This is a genomic window from Vibrio sp. 1557, from assembly GCF_033340175.1.
GTDB lineage: Bacteria > Pseudomonadota > Gammaproteobacteria > Enterobacterales > Vibrionaceae > Vibrio > Vibrio alginolyticus.
In genome coordinates, this window is record NZ_JAWOVZ010000001.1 from 172,195 (window position 1) to 194,272 (window position 22,078).

The 22,078-nt window shown below is 43.8% G+C and carries 21 protein-coding genes; 11 read left to right on the forward strand and 10 right to left on the reverse strand.

The window, feature by feature from the left end:
• Positions 1 to 332: 332 nt before the first annotated feature.
• The 3 genes from R7070_RS00850 to nqrM are packed head-to-tail and all read left to right on the forward strand — an operon-like array spanning position 333 to position 1,337.
• Positions 333 to 623 (forward strand): DUF134 domain-containing protein, encoded by a 291-nt coding sequence (locus tag R7070_RS00850; protein WP_213970407.1) that lies wholly within the window; start codon positions 333 to 335, stop codon positions 621 to 623.
• Positions 620 to 1,126 carry a NifB/NifX family molybdenum-iron cluster-binding protein gene (locus tag R7070_RS00855; RefSeq protein ID WP_151515793.1) on the forward strand — a complete coding sequence of 169 codons (507 nt, stop codon included), beginning with the start codon at positions 620 to 622 and terminating at the stop codon, positions 1,124 to 1,126. Before R7070_RS00850 ends, R7070_RS00855 begins: the two co-directional genes overlap by 4 nt.
• Before the next feature lies 1 nt (position 1,127).
• Positions 1,128 to 1,337, forward strand: a complete 210-nt coding sequence (nqrM, locus tag R7070_RS00860) for a (Na+)-NQR maturation NqrM (protein ID WP_017635136.1) — start codon at positions 1,128 to 1,130, stop codon at positions 1,335 to 1,337.
• Here nqrM and R7070_RS00865 read toward each other — a convergent pair.
• Positions 1,315 to 2,127 (reverse strand): aminoglycoside phosphotransferase family protein, encoded by an 813-nt coding sequence (locus tag R7070_RS00865; protein ID WP_213867563.1) that lies wholly within the window; start codon positions 2,125 to 2,127, stop codon positions 1,315 to 1,317. The two genes, nqrM and R7070_RS00865, sit on opposite strands and share 23 nt — an antisense overlap.
• A 187-nt stretch (positions 2,128 to 2,314) precedes the next feature.
• Here R7070_RS00865 and R7070_RS00870 point away from each other — a divergent pair, with 187 nt between their 5' ends.
• Complete coding sequence (locus R7070_RS00870; RefSeq protein ID WP_005373920.1) at positions 2,315 to 2,509, forward strand: hypothetical protein; 195 nt, start codon at positions 2,315 to 2,317, stop codon at positions 2,507 to 2,509.
• Between the two features lie 75 nt (positions 2,510 to 2,584).
• Here the strand turns inward: R7070_RS00870 and fusA are convergent, their stop codons facing one another.
• From fusA to R7070_RS00895, 5 genes are all read right to left on the reverse strand, one after another.
• Positions 2,585 to 4,609, reverse strand: a complete 2,025-nt coding sequence (fusA, locus tag R7070_RS00875; RefSeq protein WP_029853012.1) for an elongation factor G — start codon at positions 4,607 to 4,609, stop codon at positions 2,585 to 2,587.
• A gap of 293 nt (positions 4,610 to 4,902) precedes the next feature.
• Positions 4,903 to 5,895 carry an N-acetyl-D-Glu racemase DgcA gene (gene dgcA / locus R7070_RS00880; RefSeq protein ID WP_256900365.1) on the reverse strand — a complete coding sequence of 331 codons (993 nt, stop codon included), beginning with the start codon at positions 5,893 to 5,895 and terminating at the stop codon, positions 4,903 to 4,905.
• A gap of 50 nt (positions 5,896 to 5,945) precedes the next feature.
• Positions 5,946 to 6,950, reverse strand: a complete 1,005-nt coding sequence (dgcN, locus tag R7070_RS00885) for an N-acetyltransferase DgcN (RefSeq protein ID WP_318141092.1) — start codon at positions 6,948 to 6,950, stop codon at positions 5,946 to 5,948.
• Positions 6,951 to 7,051: 101 nt separating this feature from the next.
• Entirely contained in the window at positions 7,052 to 7,933 is an 882-nt protein-coding gene (locus R7070_RS00890; protein ID WP_042523297.1) for a LysR family transcriptional regulator, read from the reverse strand.
• 154 nt (positions 7,934 to 8,087) lie between these two features.
• Positions 8,088 to 9,296, reverse strand: coding sequence for an MFS transporter (locus R7070_RS00895; RefSeq protein WP_158173371.1), 1,209 nt, complete (start codon positions 9,294 to 9,296; stop codon positions 8,088 to 8,090).
• A 201-nt stretch (positions 9,297 to 9,497) separates the two neighbouring features.
• Here R7070_RS00895 and soxR point away from each other — a divergent pair, with 201 nt between their 5' ends.
• Positions 9,498 to 9,932 (forward strand): redox-sensitive transcriptional activator SoxR, encoded by a 435-nt coding sequence (gene soxR, locus R7070_RS00900; protein ID WP_005373898.1) that lies wholly within the window; start codon positions 9,498 to 9,500, stop codon positions 9,930 to 9,932.
• Positions 9,933 to 9,941: 9 nt separating this feature from the next.
• Here the strand turns inward: soxR and R7070_RS00905 are convergent, their stop codons facing one another.
• Positions 9,942 to 10,337, reverse strand: a complete 396-nt coding sequence (locus R7070_RS00905; RefSeq protein ID WP_005373896.1) for a DUF2391 family protein — start codon at positions 10,335 to 10,337, stop codon at positions 9,942 to 9,944.
• A gap of 13 nt (positions 10,338 to 10,350) precedes the next feature.
• Positions 10,351 to 11,196: a tetratricopeptide repeat protein gene (locus R7070_RS00910; RefSeq protein WP_005373890.1), complete on the reverse strand. Its 846-nt coding sequence runs from the start codon at positions 11,194 to 11,196 to the stop codon at positions 10,351 to 10,353.
• Between the two features lie 200 nt (positions 11,197 to 11,396).
• Between R7070_RS00910 and R7070_RS00915 the strand changes: the two genes are divergently transcribed.
• Positions 11,397 to 11,867 carry an ASCH domain-containing protein gene (locus tag R7070_RS00915; protein WP_017819794.1) on the forward strand — a complete coding sequence of 157 codons (471 nt, stop codon included), beginning with the start codon at positions 11,397 to 11,399 and terminating at the stop codon, positions 11,865 to 11,867.
• 54 nt (positions 11,868 to 11,921) lie between these two features.
• On the opposite strand, the gene R7070_RS00920 is transcribed toward R7070_RS00915, so the two are convergent.
• Both R7070_RS00920 and R7070_RS00925 read right to left on the reverse strand, forming a co-directional pair.
• Positions 11,922 to 12,509 (reverse strand): class I SAM-dependent methyltransferase, encoded by a 588-nt coding sequence (locus tag R7070_RS00920; RefSeq protein WP_256900366.1) that lies wholly within the window; start codon positions 12,507 to 12,509, stop codon positions 11,922 to 11,924.
• Between the two features lie 92 nt (positions 12,510 to 12,601).
• A complete protein-coding gene (locus tag R7070_RS00925; RefSeq protein WP_053304608.1) occupies positions 12,602 to 14,119 on the reverse strand; it encodes a phospholipase D family protein in 1,518 nt (505 codons plus the stop codon).
• Between the two features lie 518 nt (positions 14,120 to 14,637).
• Here R7070_RS00925 and R7070_RS00930 point away from each other — a divergent pair.
• The 5 genes from R7070_RS00930 (at position 14,638) to R7070_RS00950 (ending at position 21,812) form a co-directional block, all read left to right on the forward strand.
• The gene (locus tag R7070_RS00930; protein ID WP_025767993.1) at positions 14,638 to 15,795 is read left to right on the forward strand and encodes an efflux RND transporter periplasmic adaptor subunit; all 1,158 of its coding nucleotides are present in this window, start codon (positions 14,638 to 14,640) and stop codon (positions 15,793 to 15,795) included.
• A gap of 13 nt (positions 15,796 to 15,808) precedes the next feature.
• Positions 15,809 to 18,967 carry an efflux RND transporter permease subunit gene (locus R7070_RS00935; RefSeq protein ID WP_053304607.1) on the forward strand — a complete coding sequence of 1,053 codons (3,159 nt, stop codon included), beginning with the start codon at positions 15,809 to 15,811 and terminating at the stop codon, positions 18,965 to 18,967.
• A gap of 324 nt (positions 18,968 to 19,291) precedes the next feature.
• Entirely contained in the window at positions 19,292 to 19,558 is a 267-nt protein-coding gene (locus tag R7070_RS00940) for a hypothetical protein (protein ID WP_005373876.1), read from the forward strand.
• 395 nt (positions 19,559 to 19,953) lie between these two features.
• On the forward strand, positions 19,954 to 20,802 hold the full coding sequence (locus R7070_RS00945) for a DNAase (RefSeq protein WP_256900367.1): 849 nt from the start codon (positions 19,954 to 19,956) through the stop codon (positions 20,800 to 20,802).
• A 170-nt stretch (positions 20,803 to 20,972) separates the two neighbouring features.
• Positions 20,973 to 21,812, forward strand: coding sequence for a DNAase (locus R7070_RS00950; protein ID WP_256900368.1), 840 nt, complete (start codon positions 20,973 to 20,975; stop codon positions 21,810 to 21,812).
• The last annotated feature ends 266 nt before the right edge of the window (positions 21,813 to 22,078 follow it).

A 22,078-nucleotide genomic window follows, 5' to 3' on the forward strand; every position in this document is an offset into this window, starting at 1 on the left:
ATACATCCTTTTAAATAAAACAATCATTAGTGTTCAAACTAATGATTTGCTTGGATTATAGTTTTTCTTCTTCAATAAAATGAACACATTAGCGTGTATTTGTATGAAAAATCTGCGCAAACTAACGTTTTTATTATCCGGTTAATTAGAATTGATCTTTTTGTTCGTTTGTCATCAAAATTCCTAAATTATTAGATGTCTAATTAATGCTGATGTATTACGTATTTGTCGTGTTGATTTTTGCAAACTTAGTTTATTGGCATATGCTAAAAATGTTATTGGCATATGCCAGTTTAAGGCGTAATTTGACTCTGTGTTTTTGAGGGACAATGATGGCAAGACCAAAGATAGAAAGACGAATATGCGGACGTGCGGCTCACCACTGCTTTAAGCCCAATGGCATTCCATTTAATCAGTTGGAGCAAGTCGCCATATTAGCAGAAGAGTTAGAAGCGCTACGTTTAGCCGACTTAGAGGGGCTTAGCCAGCAGCAAGCTGCGGAGCAGATGGGCGTTTCTAGACAAACTTTTGGTAACACAGTAAAAAGTGCAAGATTGAAAGTCGCAAAAAGTTTAGTTGAAGGTCATGCATTAGTTTTTCCGAATGAGGAGTCAAACTTATGATTTATGCTATTCCTAATGATGGTGAGCGGGTGGCAAACCACTTTGTAAAAGCACCATACATCGCTATTTATTCTGATACTGACGGTATGCTAAAAAACTTAGCGAACATTGCTTCTATGCCACAAGCGGGTTGCAATGCGAAGTCTCAGTTGATTCAGTCTCTACAAGGGTACAATGTGGATGCTGTTCTTGTGCGAAATATTGGTGAACGTGTATTGGCAAAGCTACTTAGCAGTGGCACGCCAGTATTTAGGCTGTCTACTCGTAGTTCCTTGGAAGATGTGCTTGCGGTTCCAAGAGAGCCTTTGATTGAGCCCTCTCAAGGACGCCCATCAAACAATCATAAGAAAAGTGTTCACCAACAAAAAGGCGGCTGCGGCTCCTGTGGTTGTGGTGGCCGAAAATCAAAACCCTCCTTGTTGGCAAGACCTAAAGCGCTACTCAAAGCAACATCTAGCCCTGCTATACTTAAGCTAGAGTCGATGGCTAATAAGGCAGGTTAATATGGTTTGGTTATTTACCTTTCTTGGTTTTCTCGCAATCATTTTGTTGATGTCACTTGGCGTCATTTTTCACAACAAGCGCATTCAAGGGAGTTGTGGTGGTTTGAATAATGTCGGCGTTGACAAGGTGTGCAATTGTGAAACCTCATGCGCAGAACCTGAAAGGCGTTTATATCAAATCTCAGAGCCTAACTCATCACCTGAGCGCTAAGGCTTTTGGCCCATTGCGGCAAGGTTTGCCGAAACCAGTCCAAATATTTGCTGGTCTGCGGATTCTCTCTGGAGACCAGTATGTTGACTACCTCGACAACGATCCACGCTTTTGCTAGTCCGATATCGCGCGCCAATTCTGTTGTTTCACCTTTCTCTGCGCACTCTATATACTTGCCTGCTACGTTCAAGTAATCATCAAATGTGCCCATGCCCTCGATGAGCGGCGCTAAATCTATCGCGACATGCCCTGTAGAAAAGCGTTCCCAGTCGAACAGCACCAGCTCGCCATTTTCGCGCTGTCCCCAGTTTCCAGCATTCGAGTCTCCGGAGATCAAGTTCTGTCCATCGAAAAGATGCGCCGATCGTTGTTGGAGGTTGTGGAAGAACTGCTCTGTCTCTGAGCCCAGTTCAAGTGTAGCGAGTGCTTGTTGAGTCGCTTGTGGTGTCCACTGGTGGCGGTGATAAACACCATCTGATGTTGGTGGAAGTTGGTGCAGTTTGACGAGTTGTTCAATGACTCGATCATCTTCAAGTAAGAATGCTTGCTCGACTGCGTGGGGAACGTATTCAATGTGCAGAACGTTTTTCTGGTCGTCGAATTGAATCAAGCGCGGTACGTGTATTCCAAGCGCGTTAAACTGTTCGGCATAGCGTTGATAAAACGCGACTTCTATTTGAGTAGGGTTACGTTTTTCTATTACTTGGACGCCATCTTTTTCGATGAGAAAAACTTTGGCACTGCCCATTTGGTTGAGTTCTTGCTGCGACACCGGACTTCCTGTCTTCATGTAGAGAGAGCTCACCTTAATCGCTGCACTCACGTTTGCCAATAGCCACGACAAAGTGCCTCAAAAATATTAAATGCAACTGTTTAAATATGATTTTGTCGTTGGTGTCTAAATTTTACACAGTTACGCCTGTACTCCGATAAATTCGTTCTACGCTTACTATTCGTCTTAATAAAGGAGAACCAAAATGGCTGTAATGAAGCAGGATATTCCAAATCGTGTAACGGTTTACCATGACAATATCGATCAAGAACAAGAGCTGAAAAATGCGATGCTGCCAGAGAAACCGCGCTACTTTAACGGTGCTCCGACTTACAAAGCGAACAGCATCGAAGAGTTTGAAAGCAAAATCAGTCAGATAGGTTTGTCTCTCGATAAATAATTTTTCTTTTACCTAAAAGCGCCCTCAAAATGAGGGCGCTTTTTTGTTTATGTGATTGATTTGAATCTTAGGGAATTAACCTTGTTGTGTACTGCCTTGGCAGACCTGTTTTTGCACTGCTGGTGGCGCAGGCTCGTAATGGCTTAAGGTCATACTAAAGCTGCCTTCACCACCAGTGATAGAGCGTAATCGACGAGCGTAATCTTGCAGCTCGTTTACAGGTGACTTGGCTCTGAGTAAGGTGAAGCTGCTGTCGATTGGCTCGGTGCCTTCGATTAAGCCTCGGTTTCCAGATAAATCTCCAGAAACATCGCCAACGTTCGCGGTTGGGATGTGCAGTTCCATCTGGACAATGGGTTCTAGCACAATAGGATCTGCGTTGTTAATCGCATCTAAAAAGGCTTTCTTACCTGCGATGACAAACGCAATTTCTTTCGAATCGACGGAGTGATATTTACCGTCATAAACGGTGACTTCCACATCCTTAATTGGGTTGCCAGAAATCGCGCCTTCCTCTAACGCTTGCAAAATACCTTTTTCAACAGCAGGAATGAGCGCGGTTGGAATGGCGCCACCCACTACTTTGTTGATGAACTTAAATCCGGCACCACGTTCGAGTGGACGAACCTTCAATTGCACTTCACCAAACTGGCCTGCACCGCCACTTTGTTTTTTGTGTCGATAATGCCCTTCGGCAGGTTTGGTGATGGTTTCAAAGTATTCGACGCTTGGTTGGCAGGTTTCGACGTCCAGTTTGTACACGTTCGCCATCTTTTCTAATGCGACTTTGAGGTGAAACTCCCCTTGGCCGCTGATGATGGTTTCGTTGGTGCGAGCGCGATGTTCGATGCGCAGCGAAGGATCTTCACTGGCAATTTTATTCAGCACATCTCCTAATTTTTGCTCATCTCCACGCTTAAGAGGCTTCAAGCACAAAGAATACATGGAGTCAGGAAGGTCCAACGTTTTGAGTTGAACTCCATCTTCTTCGTGAGAGTCATGAACGATTGAATCGAATTCGAGATCATCCACTTTGGCTAAAACGCAGAAGTCGCCTGCAAGCGCGCGAGGGATCTCGGTTCTATCTTTGCCCTGCAGTTGATATAAGTGCCCAACTTTAAATGCCTTGTTGCTTTCGCCAATATAAAGCTGGCTGCCCGCATTGATTTCACCCTGATACACACGTAAGTAGGCAAGTTTTCCCATATATGGGTCGACGCTGACTTTGTACACGTGTGCGACGGTGTGCTCTAAGGTTTCGCAATTTACTTTGATTTTTTTGCCGTTCTTTTCCAGTAGAGGAGGGTTACCCTCGTTTGGCATGGGCATGATCTCCGCCAAGGTGCGCAGCAGCAACTCGACGCCCGCGCCGGTTTGTGCTGAGACAAAACAGACCGGAATCACATGTCCAGTTCTCAGTGCTTCTTCAAACGGATCATGCAGTTGCTCTGCGGTGAGTTCGGAGCCTTGTTCCAGATACAGTTCCATCAGTTCTTCATCGACTTCGATGACTTGGTCAATTAAGGTCTCATGAGCTTCATCTACCGTTGCAAGTAAGGTTTCTCGTCCCAATTCTGGTTCGAAATAGCAGTCAACTACAGATTCCCCGTCAGCCGAAGGTAAGTTGATCGGCAAGCAGTGGTCCCCAAAATGCTCAACGATGTTCTCCATCAATCTTTCTAACTGATTACCGTGGTTATCGAGCTTATTGATGATGATCATCTGACATTTTTGCTGCTCTTTAGCAAAGGTGAATAAGCGATCGGAAGTTTGGTTAAGTGGGGTTTGAGGGTCGATGACAAGGGCAGATGTTTCAACGGCAGGAAAAACGCTGATAGTACGGCCAAGTAACTCGTTTTGTCCCGGAGTGTCGATGATATTGAGCCGGTGTTTATTCCAGCGCAGTGCGACTGGCGTTGCTTCAATACTGTGTTGATATTGGATGGATTGAGGGTCGAAGTCGGTAACGGTATCGCCTTTTTCTACGCTGCCTAAATGGTGCGTGGCATCGCAGGTGAAGAGCAGTTTTTCTATTAGCGTGGTTTTACCGGTCCCGGTTTGACCGACAAAAGCGATATTGCGTATTTTATTGATAGGCATAGAGCCTCCTTGCAAGATGGCGTGAAAAACCTACGAATTGCTAGGAAGTGGGTTGTTATAGAAACCCACGCACTGCATTGGAGTAGGGCGGGATTACCGCCTATTCGTTTTCCACGTCATTTTCCGGATGACTCGATGCATAAGATCACCTTCTTGGACTACTGGAATCTTAGCATGCCTCAATAACCATATAATTTATGTGACTTATTTCATGATGGAGCTGATTGTTTTTTTATTGAGATCATAAACTCAGAGGTTCTGACTTTTGGAGCAAAACCTCTGGATTGTTTAGGCTATTTGGAAAGAACGATTTCGCCGTCGCGATAAACCAAGCTTGGCGTTACATCTTGTCCGAGCAACACCGGGCCATCAAGATCGACAACGCTCGCCTGAGCTGCAATAGGTAACGCGGCTCGCATCGCCAGCGACGTCCCCAACATACAACCGGACATGAGGCTAAAACCGAGTTTTTGGGCGTCGTCGGCTAATAATAGTGCTTCAGTGAGCCCGCCAGTTTTATCTAGCTTAATATTCACCATCTCGTATTTTCCAAGCAGTTGATGCAATTGCTCTCTGGTGTGACAACTTTCATCGGCGCAAAGTGGAATGGGGTGCGGAATGCTGGCGAGTACGTCATCGCAGTCTTGTGGCAACGGTTGTTCGATCATGGTGATGTCTAGCGGTTCGAGTTGAGCAAATACCGTCGCGAGGTCGAGGCCTTGCCATGCTTCATTCGCATCTAAAACAATTTGCGCTTGCGGCGCAGCATCGCGTACTGCTGCAACGCGATCAAGTACGTGTTCACCATCCAGTTTTACCTTTAGCAGTTTTGCGCCTTGACTAACGTAAGCTTGCGCCTGTTTTGCCATCGCTTGCGGCGTGTCGATAGAAACCGTCATCGCCGTCACAATCGCCTCTGGTAACGTAAAGAGGTCGTGAACCTGTTGCTTGTGGCTCAAAAGCGCGTGAAGATGCCAAAGGGCGCAATCCAATGCATTTCTTGCCGCCCCCGCGGGCAATAACGATTGAAGCTGGCTTTTGAGAACCATGACATCAGCTTCGCCTTTGGCATACAAACTTTGCAGTTCATGTGCGGCGTGAGAAATCGCCTTAATCACCGATTCAACCGATTCACCATAACGAGGGTATGGCGTGCATTCACCTTGGGCTGTCATGCCTCGATGTTCAATTGTCACTCGGACTACGTGGCACTCTGTCCGACTGCCGCGAGAGATGCGAAATGGTGTCGCCATGGCAAGCGTGACAGGTTCTACATGAATTTTCATCTCACTAGTTTTCCCTAAACCGCAGTTATTTTCTAAACCGTAAATGTTTCTTAAATCGTAAGGAGCCTATCTGCAACCGCATCAACGCCAAAACGTACAGGGTCGGTGACGTGCACTTGGTATTTGTCGCTCCAATCCTGGCATAACTGGGCTGCATCTTCTTCGCTGACCGCCGAAGTGTTCAAGCAAATACCCACTAATTGAGCGTTTGGATTTGTTAGGCGAGCAGCGGCCAGATTCGCTTCTATCGTTTGTTCAATGGTTGGCAAGCTCGCATGTGGTAAGTTGCGGATGTGCGGGCGACCAATCTCATGGCACAGTATCAGAGCGTCAGCTTGTGCGCCGTGAAGTAAGCCCAAACTTACGCCAGCAAACGAAGGGTTAAACAATGAACCTTGCCCTTCGATGATGTCCCAATCGTGATCGGTGAACTCAGGGCTGATCGCTTCTACTGCGCCGGAGATAAAATCGGCAACTACGGCATCAATCGAAATGCCACTGCCTGCGATGAGAATTCCGGTTTGACCCGTTGCTTTGAACTCTGCACGACAGTTTTTACGCTTCAATGCATGCTCAATGGCAAGGGCAGAGTACATTTTGCCAACGGAGCAATCTGTCCCTACAGTAAGTACTCGCTTGCCTGCGCGAGCTTTGCCATTGCCGACCTTGAGCGGGGCATCATAATGACGAACATCATACAGTTTGGTTAATCCGCGTTGTTCTAGATCGGCAAGAGGAGCAAATTCCGCCAAACGTTGGTGCATGCCCGATGCAATTTCAAATCCCATCTCTGCCGCTTCAAGTAAGGTTGCTTGCCAAGCTTCGGGAATGACGCCTCCTGGATTTGCCGTGCCGAGCACCAGCGTTTTTGCTCCTTGCTGCTGCGCTTGTTGTATTGTCATGTCGGTTAAACCAAGCGATACGGTTTCTGGCGTCAGGCGGATTTGGCCAAGGCAAATCTCAGGTCGCCATTGGTAAATGCCACGCGCGGTTTTTGCTGCAAGTGGATCGGTTACATCGCCAAGAAAAAGTAGGTAAGGTTGAGCAATTTGCATGATGGTTCCCTTCGTCATCGTTATTGCTCATTAATTTAGCCAGACTGATTTAGGAAACCGAATGCTTATTTGTTAGGCAGGTATAACTTCAGGTTATACCTTTAAACCATCTGTTGTTTTAGGGCGGTGATAAATTGCTTTGTCGCAATGGATTGAGGTGTGTGCTCTGCGAATAAAATAGAGACAGAGAAGGACATATTTGGCTCCAAAGCATGCACGGAAACGGCATTATCTTGGCGATATTGTTTTGCAGTCCAAGGGTCTACAATCGCGAATCCTGCTTCGTTTTTCACCAGTTCAGCCGCCGCGGAGTAGCTGCGGACGGTAATGGCATGTTGATAATGCTCGTCACGCGCCGATAAGGTTTGATGCAGCAATAAGCCCAGAGGATCTCGGCTATCTAAACCGATAATGGGTAAATCGTGACTGATGAGTTCTTCTAAAGTGACGGTTTTTTCTGTGGGTATCGCTGCGCTTTTAGGGGCAATTAGCGCCAAGTTTTCTTTTAATAACATGTGTCCCATGATCGCTGGTGGCGTTTCTTCACCGAACGCAATGGCGACATCCAACTCATGTTTCAGTAAACCTGAGCACAGCTCATCGCGATTGGCCGTTAAGAGCTCAAAGGAGATGCTGTGCTCTTTCGACAACAACGCGACAGTCGGCGTTAACAAGTGTGCGGCCAAAACAGGCGGAGCACCAACTCGTAAATGTTGAGTTCCCTGTTTGACTTTGTTGGTCAGAGAGCGAAATTGTCCGAGTTGTTGATAGACTTTTTCAGCCTCTGGCAATAAGGCTTTGGCTTCTTGAGTTGGAACGAGACGGCCCTTTACACGCTCAAATAAAGCGAAGCTCAGTTGTTGTTCTGTATGGGCGAGAACTCGAGTGACATTAGGTTGGGAAACGTGCAGTAAGCGAGCCGCGCCTGACACCGTTCCTGCTTGCATAATGGCGTAAAAGACTTCTAATTGCCTTAAGTTCACTGCGATTTCTCTCTGCTTATGTTGGTCACCTCAGAATACCCAACCTTGCTGATAAGCGATAGAGGCAAAAGTGCTAGCGTAAAAAATAGGAAGACGATGTTGGTTGCCTTCCTATCTCGCTTTTTCAATTTCTCAACTTCTCAATTTCTATGCTTCACTTTGCTGCTGCATGAAGGGGCAGGTCGTTAAACGGCTCGACGTCTCGGCTGAGTAATCCCATCAAAATCACTGCCAATACCATGACAGCGGCTGCGATTGCAAAACCGTATTGTGTTAGTTCGTAATGACTCAATATTGCAATCAGGACGTAACTGAGAGATTGAATGGTGGTGGCAAACATGCTGATGCCGCCATCGACGCGACCTCGTTGATGAACCGCTACGGTGTGATGCATCCAGTTGACTCTCGCAATGCGATTTAGCGCGTTAAATACGCCAAACAGCGCCGTAAACAATAAGATGGTCAGCGGGTTCATCGCAAAACTCATCCCGATAAGCGCAAAAGAGACCATAACCATCGAAGCGAACATAATGTGGCTATGGGAGGCACGGCTTAGCACTTTGGTGACAATAAAGCCGGTTAGCAACGAGCCGAGGCCAAAACTGATGTTGAACCCTGCAAACCAATCGCCAGAGATGCCTTGTTCAGAAAACCAAATCGGCACCAGTTTGCTCAAATACGTCAATGCAGGATAAGAGAGGCAAGAGAGCAGAATAAAGCCATAAAATCGGGGTTCCAGACGGAATATTTGTTTGCTCTCTTTGAGTTGCGCGATGAAAGCAACGGATTTTGACGCCCTTAATTGTTGGGTATAAGGCGTCAGAATATAGAACATCGCTGCTAATGCAGAGGCGCTGGCCGCAAACAAAGCAAACTCTTTCATACCCCACATTTCAAGCAAAACAATACCCAACGCGCCAGCTCCGAGGGTTGTGGATTGCATTACAATTTCTTGCTGACCCGAAATTTTCGCATACTCATGGTGCTGATAATTTTCTTGGGTGAAGGCGTTGTTGGTCGTCCATGCAAAATTACTCGAAACCCAATACACCAGTTGCGCAAAAGCCAGCAACCAGTGTGACTCAAACCCTAACCAATAAGCAATGAACACCACCAAAGCCATACCCGATTGAATCCATTGATTGAGCACGAGTAGTACTTTGCGTGAATGTCGGTCAATTAAAGTGGAAAAGAAAGGCGTAGCCAGAAAAGAAATCGCGGTGCAGCTCAGAGAAACTAAAGCGACGAATGTACCCATGTTAGGTTCGGAAAGCATGACCCATGGCAGTGCCATCATGAATAAGCCAGAGGAAATGCTGTCGAAGAAGCGGCCAGCTAAGTACGGCTGAGTTTTATTTTTCATTATGTTTGCCTCTAACTCCCGATGGATTTCAAAAGGTTGATGTCCAACTGTCTTGTGTTTAACAACCAAGTCGTTCGCGCTGAACACATTATCTTGAGATCGCCGGGGTTTAGCGTTAATTAAGATGGTGCAACTTTAAAACCTCAAGTAAACTTGAGGTAAAGCATTTTTTTAACAAAATTGATACACAGGGAATCAAGGATGGAAATCAGCGTAGGAGAAGTGGCAAAACGTTCTGGAGTGAAAGTATCTGCCCTACATTTTTACGAGCAAAAAGGACTGATTTCGAGTTGGAGAAATCAAGGTAATCAGCGTCGCTACCATCGCAGTGTGTTGCGCCGTGTTGCGGTGATCAAAGCAGCGCAGCAAGTTGGGTTGTCGTTAGAAGAAATTAAACATGCGTTAGATGAACTGCCGAAACACCAAGCCCCTAACAAAGCGCAATGGGAAGAAATGGCAAGCCATTGGCATGAACAGTTAGAACAAAAGATTCAAAAACTTAAAGCGTTGCAAAACGATTTAGGCGGATGCATTGGCTGCGGGTGCTTGTCGTTAGAAACCTGCGCACTGCGAAACCCAGAAGATGTATTAGGGAAAGACCACTCGGGGTCGAACTTAACGTTAGAAGAAGAGTAGCGATTATCTCTATTCTTTGTCGAAACTGTCGACTACGATCGCGCCCATCGAAGCAGGCATTGTGATGACGATAACGCGCTTTATCGCAACCAAAGGCTCATTCATGAGTGGCAGCTTATCAAGACAGAAAAGAACTAACGCTACCACAACGGCCGCAATGAGGTACGCGATAACCACACGAAAAATAAAGATGGATACGCGATTCTTGATGTGGCTTTGAAACACGCTTTGATACGCGAAAAAACTGAGGAAAATGACAGAAAGACTTAACAGCATGAGCAAGTTTGCCATTGGTAGGCTCTCACCCAATCGCCACGCTTCCTCCGAAAATGAGATCGGGACTGCTAGGGCAAAAGCGCCAACCAATACTTGGCTAGCGTCTTCTAGATTAAAGTGGCTGCTCATGCTGTTTATTCCATTATTCGCTTGCTAGATGTAAGAGCTTTTCAAAACGCTCATTACCGTGCAGCAATTCGAGGTCTCGTTCTTCGGCAAGTAAATCACGAATGGATGGGCTGTATTCAATTGCGCGTTCCAAGTCTTCAATAGCTTGCTCTTCGATACCAAGGCGAGAGTATGCACACGCGCGTTGATACAGTGCAGGGCCGTTGGTGTAATCGACTTCAAGTACGCGGTTACAAATGCTAAGTGCCCAATGGTATTCGTTGATTTCCATCGCTGCGTCGGCTTTGTAAGTCAACGCTTCTAAATCACCTGGACGAATTAATAAGATTTCATCATAGATTTCAATACGTTGTTCTGGAGTTTGAGAGCTTTGTGCACGTAGCCATAAGTTATGGATCTCGTTGATTTTCTCAATCTCTTTGTTGTTTTCACTGATAATGCGAGTTTTGCGTTTTAAATCTCGCTCAAGGGCGACAAACTTTTTCTCGTATTCTTGGGCGATCTTCTCCAATCGTTTATCAGCCATCTCTTTGGTGTTGTGTTTAAACTCACGCAGAGATTGCCATCCGACAAAGGCAATCAGAGATGCGACACCAGCAATGATGTAGAAGAAGTATGTAACGGTCACGTTGGCATAGTTCAACGATTTATCTGCGACCGTTAGCTCGCGATCGGTGATCTCTGTGATCATTCGCTTTTCTAGGCTTTGATAGTCCTGACGCAGCGCTTTTAGTTCATCTAAAATATAGCGTTCCATTAATGGTCTATCTAACAGATCCGATTCTGAATACTTTTCCTCCGATGCCATTGTTGGCAAGGCAAGTATCAGCGAGAAAAAAATACCAATAAATAAGCGCATATAACGTCCTTTCACGAGAAGAGTACAGATAGACCATGCAACAATAGCAAATAGCACAAACGTTTAGCAAAGTTATTACAAAAGAAATAACAGTCGTCTTCGTAGAAGTCATATTCTTGTTGTTTTTCAGTTTGTTCCTGGTGGTTATTTGTTGTGATATCTTTTATCCTCCTTGCGAATTTATGATTAATGGAGTGAGCATGGACGCGCGAGCTAAGGATTACTTAGAACAATTCCTAGAATTATTATCACCAGAACAAAGGGAAGCAGTACCATCAGTCAGTGCTGACTATTATTGTGCCGATGAATACAACGCGAATGTATGCGCAGACTTGGTTCGTATTGGACAGAAAACTGCATCGTGCAGTTTGGAGCTTTGGTATCGAGAACATGGTGAAACCATGCCCCAAGTCGGTCATTTACAAGTAGTGACGAATTGGGATGGGGACCCGGTTTGCGTGATACGAATTACTGACGTAAGTACATGCAAATATGAGAATGTAACCGCAGAGTTTGCCTACGCAGAAGGCGAAGGTGATAGAACCTTAAACTGGTGGCGTGATGCTCATACTGCATTTTTTAAAGCTGAATGCGATGAGTTGAACATCGATTGGCATGAGAAACGTACGCTGGTTTTAGAGCGTTTTGAAGTGGTGTATCCCGTCAATTAATCTCTGATAGCAGCACTGATTTGAAGTGCTGCTTTCTTTACTGAGAGACCATTTTTAGCGCTTTCGAGCGGTCACACTAAACATGTGCCAATGTTTTTGGCTTCCGACTACAGTGGTCCCGTCTTCATCTCTTTCATGCAATGAAATGAGGTCGTAACCTTCGAATAAGCTTTCCACTTCCTTTTTTGTTAATGCGGTAATGTTTGGGTGCATTTCGGAGGTAACCCAGGAGTCTTTCACTCCCAAGAAATCGCCGCAGAAGATACCGCCCGGTTGTAATGCGCTGTCTATTTTTTTCCAGACTTGTTTGAAGCCTGTGTCAGGGCAAAAGAACAAACTGGCATTTGCGATAACCAAGCTGCACTGAGGGTAATTAAATTCAGTAAAACAGCACTGCGAAACCGAAAATCGCTTATTACCTTCAAAGCGTGTTAAACAAGTTTTTACTGCATCTTCATTGCTATCACATGCGTGAACCTTAAATCCCTGTTCGAGTAGAAAGTGGCTGTCTCGACCTATTCCGCAGCCAATATCGAGAGCGACTTTGCCCTCTATCTTAAGTCGGTTTACGGCATTTTCCACGTTTGGGCGGTGAGGTTGGCTTAAAATTTTCTGATAGTATTCATTCCATTGCGCTGGCATTGAACTTCCTTATGTTGGTTGCGCCCCTAGCCCAAAAAACTAGCGTCCATTTTGTTTTGCTTGACTGGGGAGGTTTGCAGTATTGGCAGCTGTTATAGCTGATCTTCAATCGGTAATATTCCGGAGAACCAAGCGCCCATTTTTCGCCATACTCCTGCTTCTGGTTCGGAGTCGTATTCTTCGCCTGTTTTTACGTCGGTCCAGACAATGTCGCCGTCGCGCAGAGTTAAGGCATAGGCGTTACTCGACAGTTGACTCGGCAGTTGTTCTAGAAACATTTGCACATATTCTGGCTGTTCGATAACAACGGCCATTTCGGTATTCAAAGCGGCCGAACGTGGGTCCCAGTTCATCGAACCAACGAAAAGTGTTTTGTTATCAATCGTCATTGCTTTAGCGTGTAAACTTGCTCTGCTACTCCCCGTGAGGCTCCACTTACTTTTGAGTTTCGCGCTCGCTTTTACTTCCCAAAGCTTTATTCCAGCTTCGAGTAGATCTTTTCGATATTTTGCGTACCAACCATGCACGGCAAACACATCGTTAGACGCGAGGCTATTGGTCACAATCGTGATATCAACGCCTCGCTTGGCCGCGTTACTTAATGCTTGAGTACCTACTTCAGTTGGAACGAAATAAGGAGAAATGAGCACAAATGAATCCTCAACACTTTTAACCAATTCCGACAAATTATCAATAAGTTGGCTCTCTCGGGTCGCGACTTTATCGGGCAGATCAAACCATACTTTCGCTTCTCCCCAGTAGAGCTTGAGTTTGCCTTGTTTTAGATCTTGGTACATATCCAGTTGAGTGAAGTCATAGCGGCCGGTTGAAAACTTTTCCTCTAACCGGAGTTTATTGACCTGCTTTTGAATCGCTTGGTCGGTAATTTGCTGTGAATTCGGTGTAATCCATTCCATTGGTATCGAATAGGCGCTATTCCAGTAGAGGTCGAACTGATCGGCAGTTTGTTGTACCGCCTCACCATAGAGCAGAAGATCAAAATCACCAAACTCAACTTGCGATTCAAAAGAGAAGTATTCATTGCCGATATTTCTACCTCCGACAATGGCGGAAACACTGTCTGCAATCAGAGACTTATTGTGCATACGACGATTAAGGCGTTCAAAATCGCTAGCAAGAGCGAACCAACGGGAGTCGCGATACTGATGCGGGTTAAATAAGCGGATTTCTATATTAGGATGTGCATTGAGGGCAGCCATCACATCGTCGTTTCGCTTTTGCATATCGTCAAGCAACAGCCTTACTCGAACACCACGCTTTGCCGCTTCATACAAGCGCCACGTTATTAGCTGACTCGTTTCGTCACCACGGTAAATATAGTATTGAAGATCAAGGCTTTTCTGGGCGGACTCGATCAAAGAGGTTCGAGCAAGAAGGGCATCGTGTCCCTGATTTAACGGTGCAAAGCCAGTTATGGACTTAGGGTCTCTCCCGTAAGCTTCAAAGTACTGCGCAAGAACAGAATCCTTTTGATAACCGAGCTGAAAGCTGGTGGACTTTTCACTGGCGTCATTCAACGATACGGATGAGCATGCCGATAAAATAGTGAGCAGCGAGGGGAAGAGCAACTTGGCGAGCGTTTGTAACAAAGCACATTTCCTTGTCTTACAGAGTGTTACCTACTCCAAATTATAGACTTAAGCTGACGCCACATGCACCCAGAACCGTTTGATAACGAGCGATTAATCAATGAATTGCCATAGAGCCTGCACTAAGTTCAACTTTTAGAGCGCAGATAATCATTTATTTTAATTATCATTATGGCCGTATTGGTCATAATCACTAATATCTGGTGATTATGACCAATAGCACACTGGATAAAATAATGGTTTTTATATAACCATATGATTTTTAATAAATAAATGCTTGGCATATCATTTGCTGTTTAGAATAAAAGTTAAGTCAGAGCAACTTGCGCAGTTGGTTAATTTTTTGTTAATTTTATTAACTTTGAATTGGCAATAACTATCTAGTTCGCTGCTTAAAAGACTAGGCAAGCGCCGCTTTGATGTTTATTCAAATTCAATTCTCTCACCACCATGCTTACCGGGAGCAATGGACTGAATAAAAGTGTGGTGTTGAAAACAACAATAAAAAAGGATTTTCGATGTTAGCAAAACCCATATTACGTTGGCTTTTACCCTTCGTCGTCGTTGGAGGCTCTTATGCAGGATATGCTGCAATTGCCGCAACTGCGCCGGAAAAAGAGTCAACCAAAGATGCAATTACAGAACCTACTGTTCAGGCTTCTTCTCTTTTTCCTACTGATCACAAAGTGGTGATTACCAGTCACGGTGAATTAGTCCCTTTTGAAAAAACACACCTTTCCGCGCAAGTCAGTGGTGAAGTGATAAGTTGGCACCCGAATTTTGTAACGGGTGGCATCGTGAAACGAGGAGAGGTTCTTTTCACAATTGAAAGCGACAACTATGAAGCGTCGGTTTTACAAGCTGAAGCCGATTTAGCTAGTGCACGCGCAAACTTGATTGAGGAACAAGCGAAAGCCGAAGTGGCAAAACGTCAGGCAAAGAGACTGAGCGATAAGCAAGTGACGGATCTGTATTTACGCAAACCTCACGTTTTGAGCGCACAAGCCCAAGTGAAGTCGGCTCAAGCGGCACTCAAACGAGCAAAAAGAGAGTTAGAAAATTGCAAAGTCGTTGCACCTTACGATGCGCTGGTTGTTGAGCGTGATATTGGTGTTGGTCAATTTGTTACATCTGGTTCTCGAGTTGCCACGTTAAACAACATCGAAGTGGCAGAGGTGCACGTACCCATTGCAGGTTTTGATAGTGCATTTTTACCCGAATCCATTGGTGAACTCACTGCGACAGTGACGCAGCAAGGTGTGTTTTCTACCACTAGAGAAGGTCGAGTAGTTCGTGATTTAGGCATGATTGATAGTGCTACCCGAATGATTAACATGGTCATTCAAATCGCGGACCCATACGGTGTCGATAACCAGCAGCCTCCAATTAAATTCGGCTCCTACGTTGAAGTGAGCTTCACTGGTAAGGAACTTAAGCATATCTATCGCTTACCACAGGAATTAGTTAAAAACCGTACCGTGTGGGTGGTGAATGGCGATAATCAACTTCAACCCAGAACTGTCACGGTTTTGAGAGCAGAAGGTGAGTTTTTGCTGGTGGGCGAAGGTTTAGAGCAAAGTGATAAGTTGGTACTGACCTTACCAGAGTACCCTCAAAAAGGCATGGCGGTACAAATCGCAAAAAAGAGTGACGACTCCGAAACCGTCGTACAGTAAGTAGGAGTTTGTCATGGAAGATACTAAACAAAAGGGCTTGATTGCCTATTTTGCGAATAACCCCGTCGCTGCCAACCTTTTGATGGTGTTCATCATTATCATGGGTGTGGTGAGTTTTCTCTTTATTCAAAGGCAGATGTTTCCGAATATTGAGGTGAACTACATTGATGTTCGTGCGACTTATCCTGGCGCTTCTCCTCAAGAGATAGAAGAGAGTATTCTCGTTAAGGTCGAGGAATCGATTAAAGACGTCACCGGGATTAAAAAAGCAGTCTCAACGGCCTCTAGAGGTAGCGCGTATGTTTCCATCGAGGTAGACGTTAATGCCGATATCAAGCGTGTCTTAGATGATGTAAACCAACGTATTGATACCTTGTCTAACTTACCAGCGGGTATGGAACCAATCAATGTCTACCAAGTTGAATGGCGCCAAGATGTAATCGAAATGGGGTTAGTTGGGGACCGACCGCTCGAGGAGCTTAAACCGCTTGCTAAGCAAATCGAAGATGAATTACTTCAGTTAGAAAACGTCATGCTGGTGTATCTGAGTGCGCCAGAAGAAGAAATAGCGATTGAAGTTGACCCACTTGTTCTTCGTAAATACGACCTGACGTTGAGCGATATCAGCAGCGCGATCAGCCGTTACTCAGCCAACTTTTCTGCGGGCGAAGTAAAAACAAACTCAGGGATGATTGCAGTAAGGATTGAAAACCAATACTACCGTGGTGATGAGTTTAGAAATATTCCTGTAAAGCTTGGCGCAAATGGTGCAAAGGTTCTGTTGCAAGATATTGCCACAATAAAAGATGGCTTTACGGAAGAAGAGCGCTACTTTGAATACTCAGGTCAGAATGCGATCTACATGTCTGTTGAAGCAACTCGTGACCAGAACATTATCCCTGTTGCACAGTCCGTTCGTAATTATATTGAAGCAAAAAACAAGACATTACCGCAGGATGTTAAGCTCAAAGTCTTAGTTGATACGACTTATTATTTAAATGGGCGTCTCGACATGATGTTGAAAAATTTGCTGCAAGGCGCTGCATTAGTCGCGATTATGCTGACCATTTTCCTACGTTTCCGCTTGGCTATGTGGGTAATGATTGGGCTACCTGTCTGTTTTCTCGGTGCCGTAATGATGATGCCTGCATTAGGAATCACGGTAAACATCGTGTCTCTTTTTGCCTTCATTATGGTGCTCGGTATTGTAGTTGATGACGCCATCGTGATGGGAGAGAGCGCTTACAGCGAAATTGAAGAAAAAGGCGGTGGCGTCGAAAACGTGGTTCGTGGTGTAAAACGTGTTGCCACACCAGCCACTTTCGGTGTGTTAACCACAATTGCGGTGTTTGCCCCTTTCTTGTTGTCTAGCGGTATTGATAGTGCCTTCTTTTATGGTATCGCGGGGGTCGTGATTCTTTGTTTGATCTTCAGTTTGATTGAATCGAAGCTGATCCTTCCTGCACACCTTGCGCATACTCATTTTAAGCCAGTTAAACCAGGTGGTTGGCGTGACCGATTTAACCAACGTTTTTTTGGTTTTGTAAATGGTCCATATCGGAACTTTGTAACAACATGCACCCATTGGCGCTGGACAGTATTTGCGGTGTTCTGTGGTTTACTGCTGATCAGCGCGGCTTTGATCAACGCGAATTATGTTCGGGTGATCCCTAACCCTAAAGTGCCGACTGACTATCCTGCGATCACTATTGAAATGAATGATACCGTTTCAAGTGAGCAGACAATCAGTGCACTCAAGACTATTGAACGTGTCATGCAAAAGATCGAATCTGAGACCATTGCAGAACATGGTCAAGGAATGATTCGTGATGTGCTGTCGTACAACAGAAGCCGCACCGAAGGTCGTGTATTAGTACCTCTGGTTGATGAAGAGTTACGCCCGTTCAATACATTTGAACTGGCTCGACGTTGGCGTGAAGCTATGCCTGTTATTCCAGGTATGAAGAGCATCAAAATCCGCGAGCAGAGTGCGGGTGGTGGTGACAGAGATGAGTTTGGCTACTTGTTGTTTGGTTCTAACATCAATGAGCTCAACGAGGCTGGGCGTTACTTGATAGAGCGTTTACAGCAGGAAGAAGGGTTATATGATATTTCATCTTCTATTGATTCTGGAAGCAAAGAAGTACTCCTGTCTCTTGCGCCTGTAGCGTACGATCTCGGTCTGGATCTCACCATGATCGCAGAGCAAGTTGGTGGCAGCTTTTATGGTGGCGAAGCACAGCGCATTATTCGTGATGGTGAAGAAATTAAAGTTATGGTGCGTTACCCGCAATTGACGCGTGAAGCATTCTCATCATTGCGTTACGCTGTGATTACCACACCAGCAGGTAAGAAGGTCATGTTGGGTGATGTGGTGAAGATCAATGAGCAGCCGGGCGTGAGTAGCATTCGACGTGAAGGCGGGTATCAAACCGTTTATGTCTATGGTTCCATAGACGAAGAATTGGTTGAACCTCAAGAAATCGTTAAGGTCATTGACGACAATATCTTACCGGACATGAAGCAAGCCTTCCCAACTGTGAAAACAGAATTGGGCGGTGATATTGAAGAGCAGGCTGCGCAGCGTAATGAACAGATTTTGTTCTTTATTGCTGGCATGATCATCGTCTACATCTTGTTAGCTGTACCGTTAAAAAGTTATACCCAACCTTTGATTGTAATGTCCGTTATTCCGTTTAGTCTGACGGGGGCGATTTGGGGCCATTTCTGGCTAGGTTTAGACATCAGTATGATGTCGACATTTGGTTTGATCGCCGCTGCTGGCGTGGTTATTAACGACTCTCTGGTTATGACAGATTACGTAAACCAAGTGAGAGAAAAGGGTATGAACATCAAACAAGCGGTTGTTGAGGCGGGTTGTGCTCGTTTTCGAGCTATCACGCTCACCTCAATAACGACGTTTGCGGGTGTATTGCCGATAATGTTTGAAACGAGTTTGCAGGCGCGTTTTGTCATACCGATGGCTGTCGCTTTGGGCTTTGCGGTGTTGTACGCAACGGTTCTGACTTTAGTGTTGGTGCCTTGTTTGTATTTAATGCTTGAAGATATTAAAAATATTTTCAGATCGATTAAGAGGTTTATCCATCGTTTGATTAATCGTTTCAGAAAGTCGCCAGTGACGTCGAGCGTTGAAGCAAGCGTATCGAGTTAACAAGCTTGGTATTAACGATTAGGAGCAGTCTTCGGGCTGCTTTTTTGTTTCCGCATTTTGATTCAAAGTGATTTTTTAGTGGGCAGTTACGTAATTATCTGATGAGAAAACTGCCTGACAAAGCATTTCTAATATATATGTTTCTAATGTTTTAAATTCGCATGGTTAATTTGACACTTGGTTAGCGAAATTTACCAGACGAAGATAACGTTGAATATGAGGTTTTATTTAAGTTATTGAAAAGTAACAAAATAAAAGTTGGCATCGTATGTGCAATATATGAATTGTAATTAAAATTAACTGCTAATCCTCAAGGAGCTTATTATGAAAAGCGTATTTCTATCTACTCTAAGTCTTATTGCTGTAATGTCATCACCAATCGCTGCTGCTAACACTTTAGACAAAGAGGAGTGGAGCTCAGATTTACGTCAGGACTTTTCTGAAATGAAACATGAAGCTATAGCAGATATTCAGCAAATGAACATGGATGCCATTCACGCACGTGATGAGCGTATCGTGAAAAACATTAAAGATGAGCAAGAACAGTTAGTAAAGGTAACGTGCCACAAAGAGAAAGCAAGCAAGTCATAAACGCCGATAAAAGAGACTAACAGACGAAAATGAATCCAATACGAGTTCGGTGTTAGCTAGCAGTAAGCACTGACCTTGTTGCTCTACTTGCCAGCCTTTTAAGGCTGGCTTTTTTGTTTCTCATTTCATGGGTAGGGATCAGATCCTCAAGCTCATTATCAATAGTTGGCGTGTTTGATGAGCTATTGCTGGATGGAGCGGATGTAACTTTTAAAAGTGTAGATTTCAGTAAAGTAGAGGTGATGTTAGATATTTAAAATTTTGAAAAGATCCGATCTCCTTTTTGACCTTCATAATACCTTAGTATGTGGCTTACCTTTACTTGAATTAGAACTCATATTTCAGGCGTTCGTTTAAAGGTATTGATGCATATTTGAAGAGTAAGAGATAGACATATGAGTTTTATTAAAATGTGTAAAGATGGTTTTAGAGGAAAGCCGGATTTCTCTGACTTATTACATAATGCGTTCCAGATAGATGACTTAGTGCTGTCATTTGAGTGTCCGAACAACATATATGAAGGACATGTATACCAGGATCTTGTTAATTTAGAACAGTTCGATGTTGAATCAAAAATAGAGAGGCATGAAAGGTTTGTAAAGTTAGCTACGGTATATTTTTTGTTTCAGAAGAAAATATTAAACCCTTTGCTTCCTATTAGCAAACAAGGTGGATTATATATTAGGCTACGGGTTAAATCTACTGGAGAAGATATTGATAATATTAGTCAATTGTCCTCATTTTTAGAGAGAGAATATTATGATTTTTATCATGCCCCGGAGCAAAGTGAAGGCTCTATGAGGGGGTATCATACAGACTTGATGAAAGAATTGACTAAGCGTGCGAATAAACAATGGGGAGAAATTCCAGAAAGTGAAGACCGAAAAAGAGAAAAAGAAGAATATTTAATTAGAGGTTTCTTAAGTGGTTATCCACCAATAAAGTGTGAGATAGTTGAAGTTGGAAAAAACAAATACTCAAAATACTCAGAAGGTAATCTTAAGTATAAGAGTGAATTACGAAGAGTATACAATTTACCCATAAAAAATGAATTCTACCTGAGCATCGAGTTTTGGTATAAGTACGAATCGATGTTTGCTAAGCAGAAGTTTTTAGATTGGGTGAGAAGTGCGGATGAAACCTTTGAAAAAAAAGTATTGGAATTACTGGATTTGTCTCCGCTCATCGACTCGTATACAGCCAAAGCAGTAAAGGGATTGAACGAAAAAACTAAGGCTGAGTAACACAGCGTCAGTGTCAAGAAAAGCTAGCAAAGTATGTAGCCATGAGAGAAAAATGAATCAAATTGGATGTCTATTTACCTTTGTACGCCATGGCGCATATAAAGCCAATGGATTTAGTATAGAGCTTATCACAAATATCAATACATATTTAAATAACAAGAGATATAAATATGAATTTTATCAAAATCTTTAAAGATGGGTTTAGAGGGAAACCAGATTTTGCACACTTGTTACATAATGTATTCCAGATAGATGACTTAGTACTATCATTTGAATGTCCGAACAATATATATGAAGGTCATGTATACCAAGATTTTATTGAATTACAACGATTCAATATTGATTCAAAAGTAGAGCGGCATGAAAAGTTTATAAACTTGGCCACGATTTATTTCTCTTTTCAAAATAAAATAATCAATCCACTATTACCAATCAATAAACAAGGTAGCTTATATATTCGGTTAAGGATTAAATCTTCAGATAAATATATTACTAGTGTTAATCAACTATCTTCATTTATAGAGAAAGAGTACGTGGATTTTTATCATGCTGTAGAGTCACCTGACGGTTCTCAAAAAGGTGATCATACAGAGTTGATGAATGATGCCATTGCGTATGCAAATCATCGTTGGGGAATGGACCCGATAAACGAAGAAAAAAAGAGAGCGAAAGAAGAGTTCCTTGTAGGAGAGTTTCTTCGTGGTTACCCTCCAATCAAATGCCAAGATATCAAGATTGGTGAAAATACATTTTCAAAATATGTAGAAGGAAATTTGGAGTATAAAAAAGACTATCGAAGAGTGTACAATTTGCCTATCAAAAATGAGTTTTACTTTAGTATTGAATTTTTATATGAAATCGAGCCTATGTTTGCTCAAAAAAAGCTTTTAGATTGGGTAAGACACGCGGATGAAATCTTTGAAAAAAATGTTTTAGAGTTGCTAGCACTGTCTCCGCTTATTGATTCGCATACTACCTCCAAATCCGAAAGGTTGGCAAAAAAAAGTTGATCCAGAGCGTTCATACTTAACTTAAAGAAAAAAGCCCGCGAAGAATGCTTTCACGGGCGAAAAAAGGGCACCAAATTGGGTGTCTATTCATTTTGGAGGTGGTCGAACGTCCATATAAAACTGACAATAGGCTTGATGAGAGGCTTACCACCAGCGCGACCAACGAGGCTAAAGTTAACATTGTTGTAATGATTGTTAAAATGTTAATTCTTCAATCAATGTTTTCATTATTGTGAGTTTGGATGTGTAAACATGTTGTCCTATTG

Coding starts and splice junctions, on each gene's coding strand:
- dgcN (WP_318141092.1), bottom strand. CDS start 6,950: ATGCAAATTGCTCAACCTTACCTACTTTTTCTTGGCGATGTAACCGAT.
- R7070_RS00940 (WP_005373876.1), top strand. CDS start 19,292: ATGAAAAGCGTATTTCTATCTACTCTAAGTCTTATTGCTGTAATGTCA.
- soxR (WP_005373898.1), top strand. CDS start 9,498: ATGGAAATCAGCGTAGGAGAAGTGGCAAAACGTTCTGGAGTGAAAGTA.
- R7070_RS00950 (WP_256900368.1), top strand. CDS start 20,973: ATGAATTTTATCAAAATCTTTAAAGATGGGTTTAGAGGGAAACCAGAT.
- R7070_RS00905 (WP_005373896.1), bottom strand. CDS start 10,337: ATGAGCAGCCACTTTAATCTAGAAGACGCTAGCCAAGTATTGGTTGGC.
- R7070_RS00930 (WP_025767993.1), top strand. CDS start 14,638: ATGTTAGCAAAACCCATATTACGTTGGCTTTTACCCTTCGTCGTCGTT.
- R7070_RS00870 (WP_005373920.1), top strand. CDS start 2,315: ATGGCTGTAATGAAGCAGGATATTCCAAATCGTGTAACGGTTTACCAT.
- R7070_RS00945 (WP_256900367.1), top strand. CDS start 19,954: ATGAGTTTTATTAAAATGTGTAAAGATGGTTTTAGAGGAAAGCCGGAT.
- fusA (WP_029853012.1), bottom strand. CDS start 4,609: ATGCCTATCAATAAAATACGCAATATCGCTTTTGTCGGTCAAACCGGG.
- dgcA (WP_256900365.1), bottom strand. CDS start 5,895: ATGAAAATTCATGTAGAACCTGTCACGCTTGCCATGGCGACACCATTT.
- R7070_RS00935 (WP_053304607.1), top strand. CDS start 15,809: ATGGAAGATACTAAACAAAAGGGCTTGATTGCCTATTTTGCGAATAAC.
- R7070_RS00910 (WP_005373890.1), bottom strand. CDS start 11,196: ATGCGCTTATTTATTGGTATTTTTTTCTCGCTGATACTTGCCTTGCCA.
- R7070_RS00920 (WP_256900366.1), bottom strand. CDS start 12,509: ATGCCAGCGCAATGGAATGAATACTATCAGAAAATTTTAAGCCAACCT.
- R7070_RS00865 (WP_213867563.1), bottom strand. CDS start 2,127: ATGAAGACAGGAAGTCCGGTGTCGCAGCAAGAACTCAACCAAATGGGC.
- R7070_RS00895 (WP_158173371.1), bottom strand. CDS start 9,296: ATGAAAAATAAAACTCAGCCGTACTTAGCTGGCCGCTTCTTCGACAGC.
- nqrM (WP_017635136.1), top strand. CDS start 1,128: ATGGTTTGGTTATTTACCTTTCTTGGTTTTCTCGCAATCATTTTGTTG.
- R7070_RS00855 (WP_151515793.1), top strand. CDS start 620: ATGATTTATGCTATTCCTAATGATGGTGAGCGGGTGGCAAACCACTTT.
- R7070_RS00915 (WP_017819794.1), top strand. CDS start 11,397: ATGGACGCGCGAGCTAAGGATTACTTAGAACAATTCCTAGAATTATTA.
- R7070_RS00850 (WP_213970407.1), top strand. CDS start 333: ATGGCAAGACCAAAGATAGAAAGACGAATATGCGGACGTGCGGCTCAC.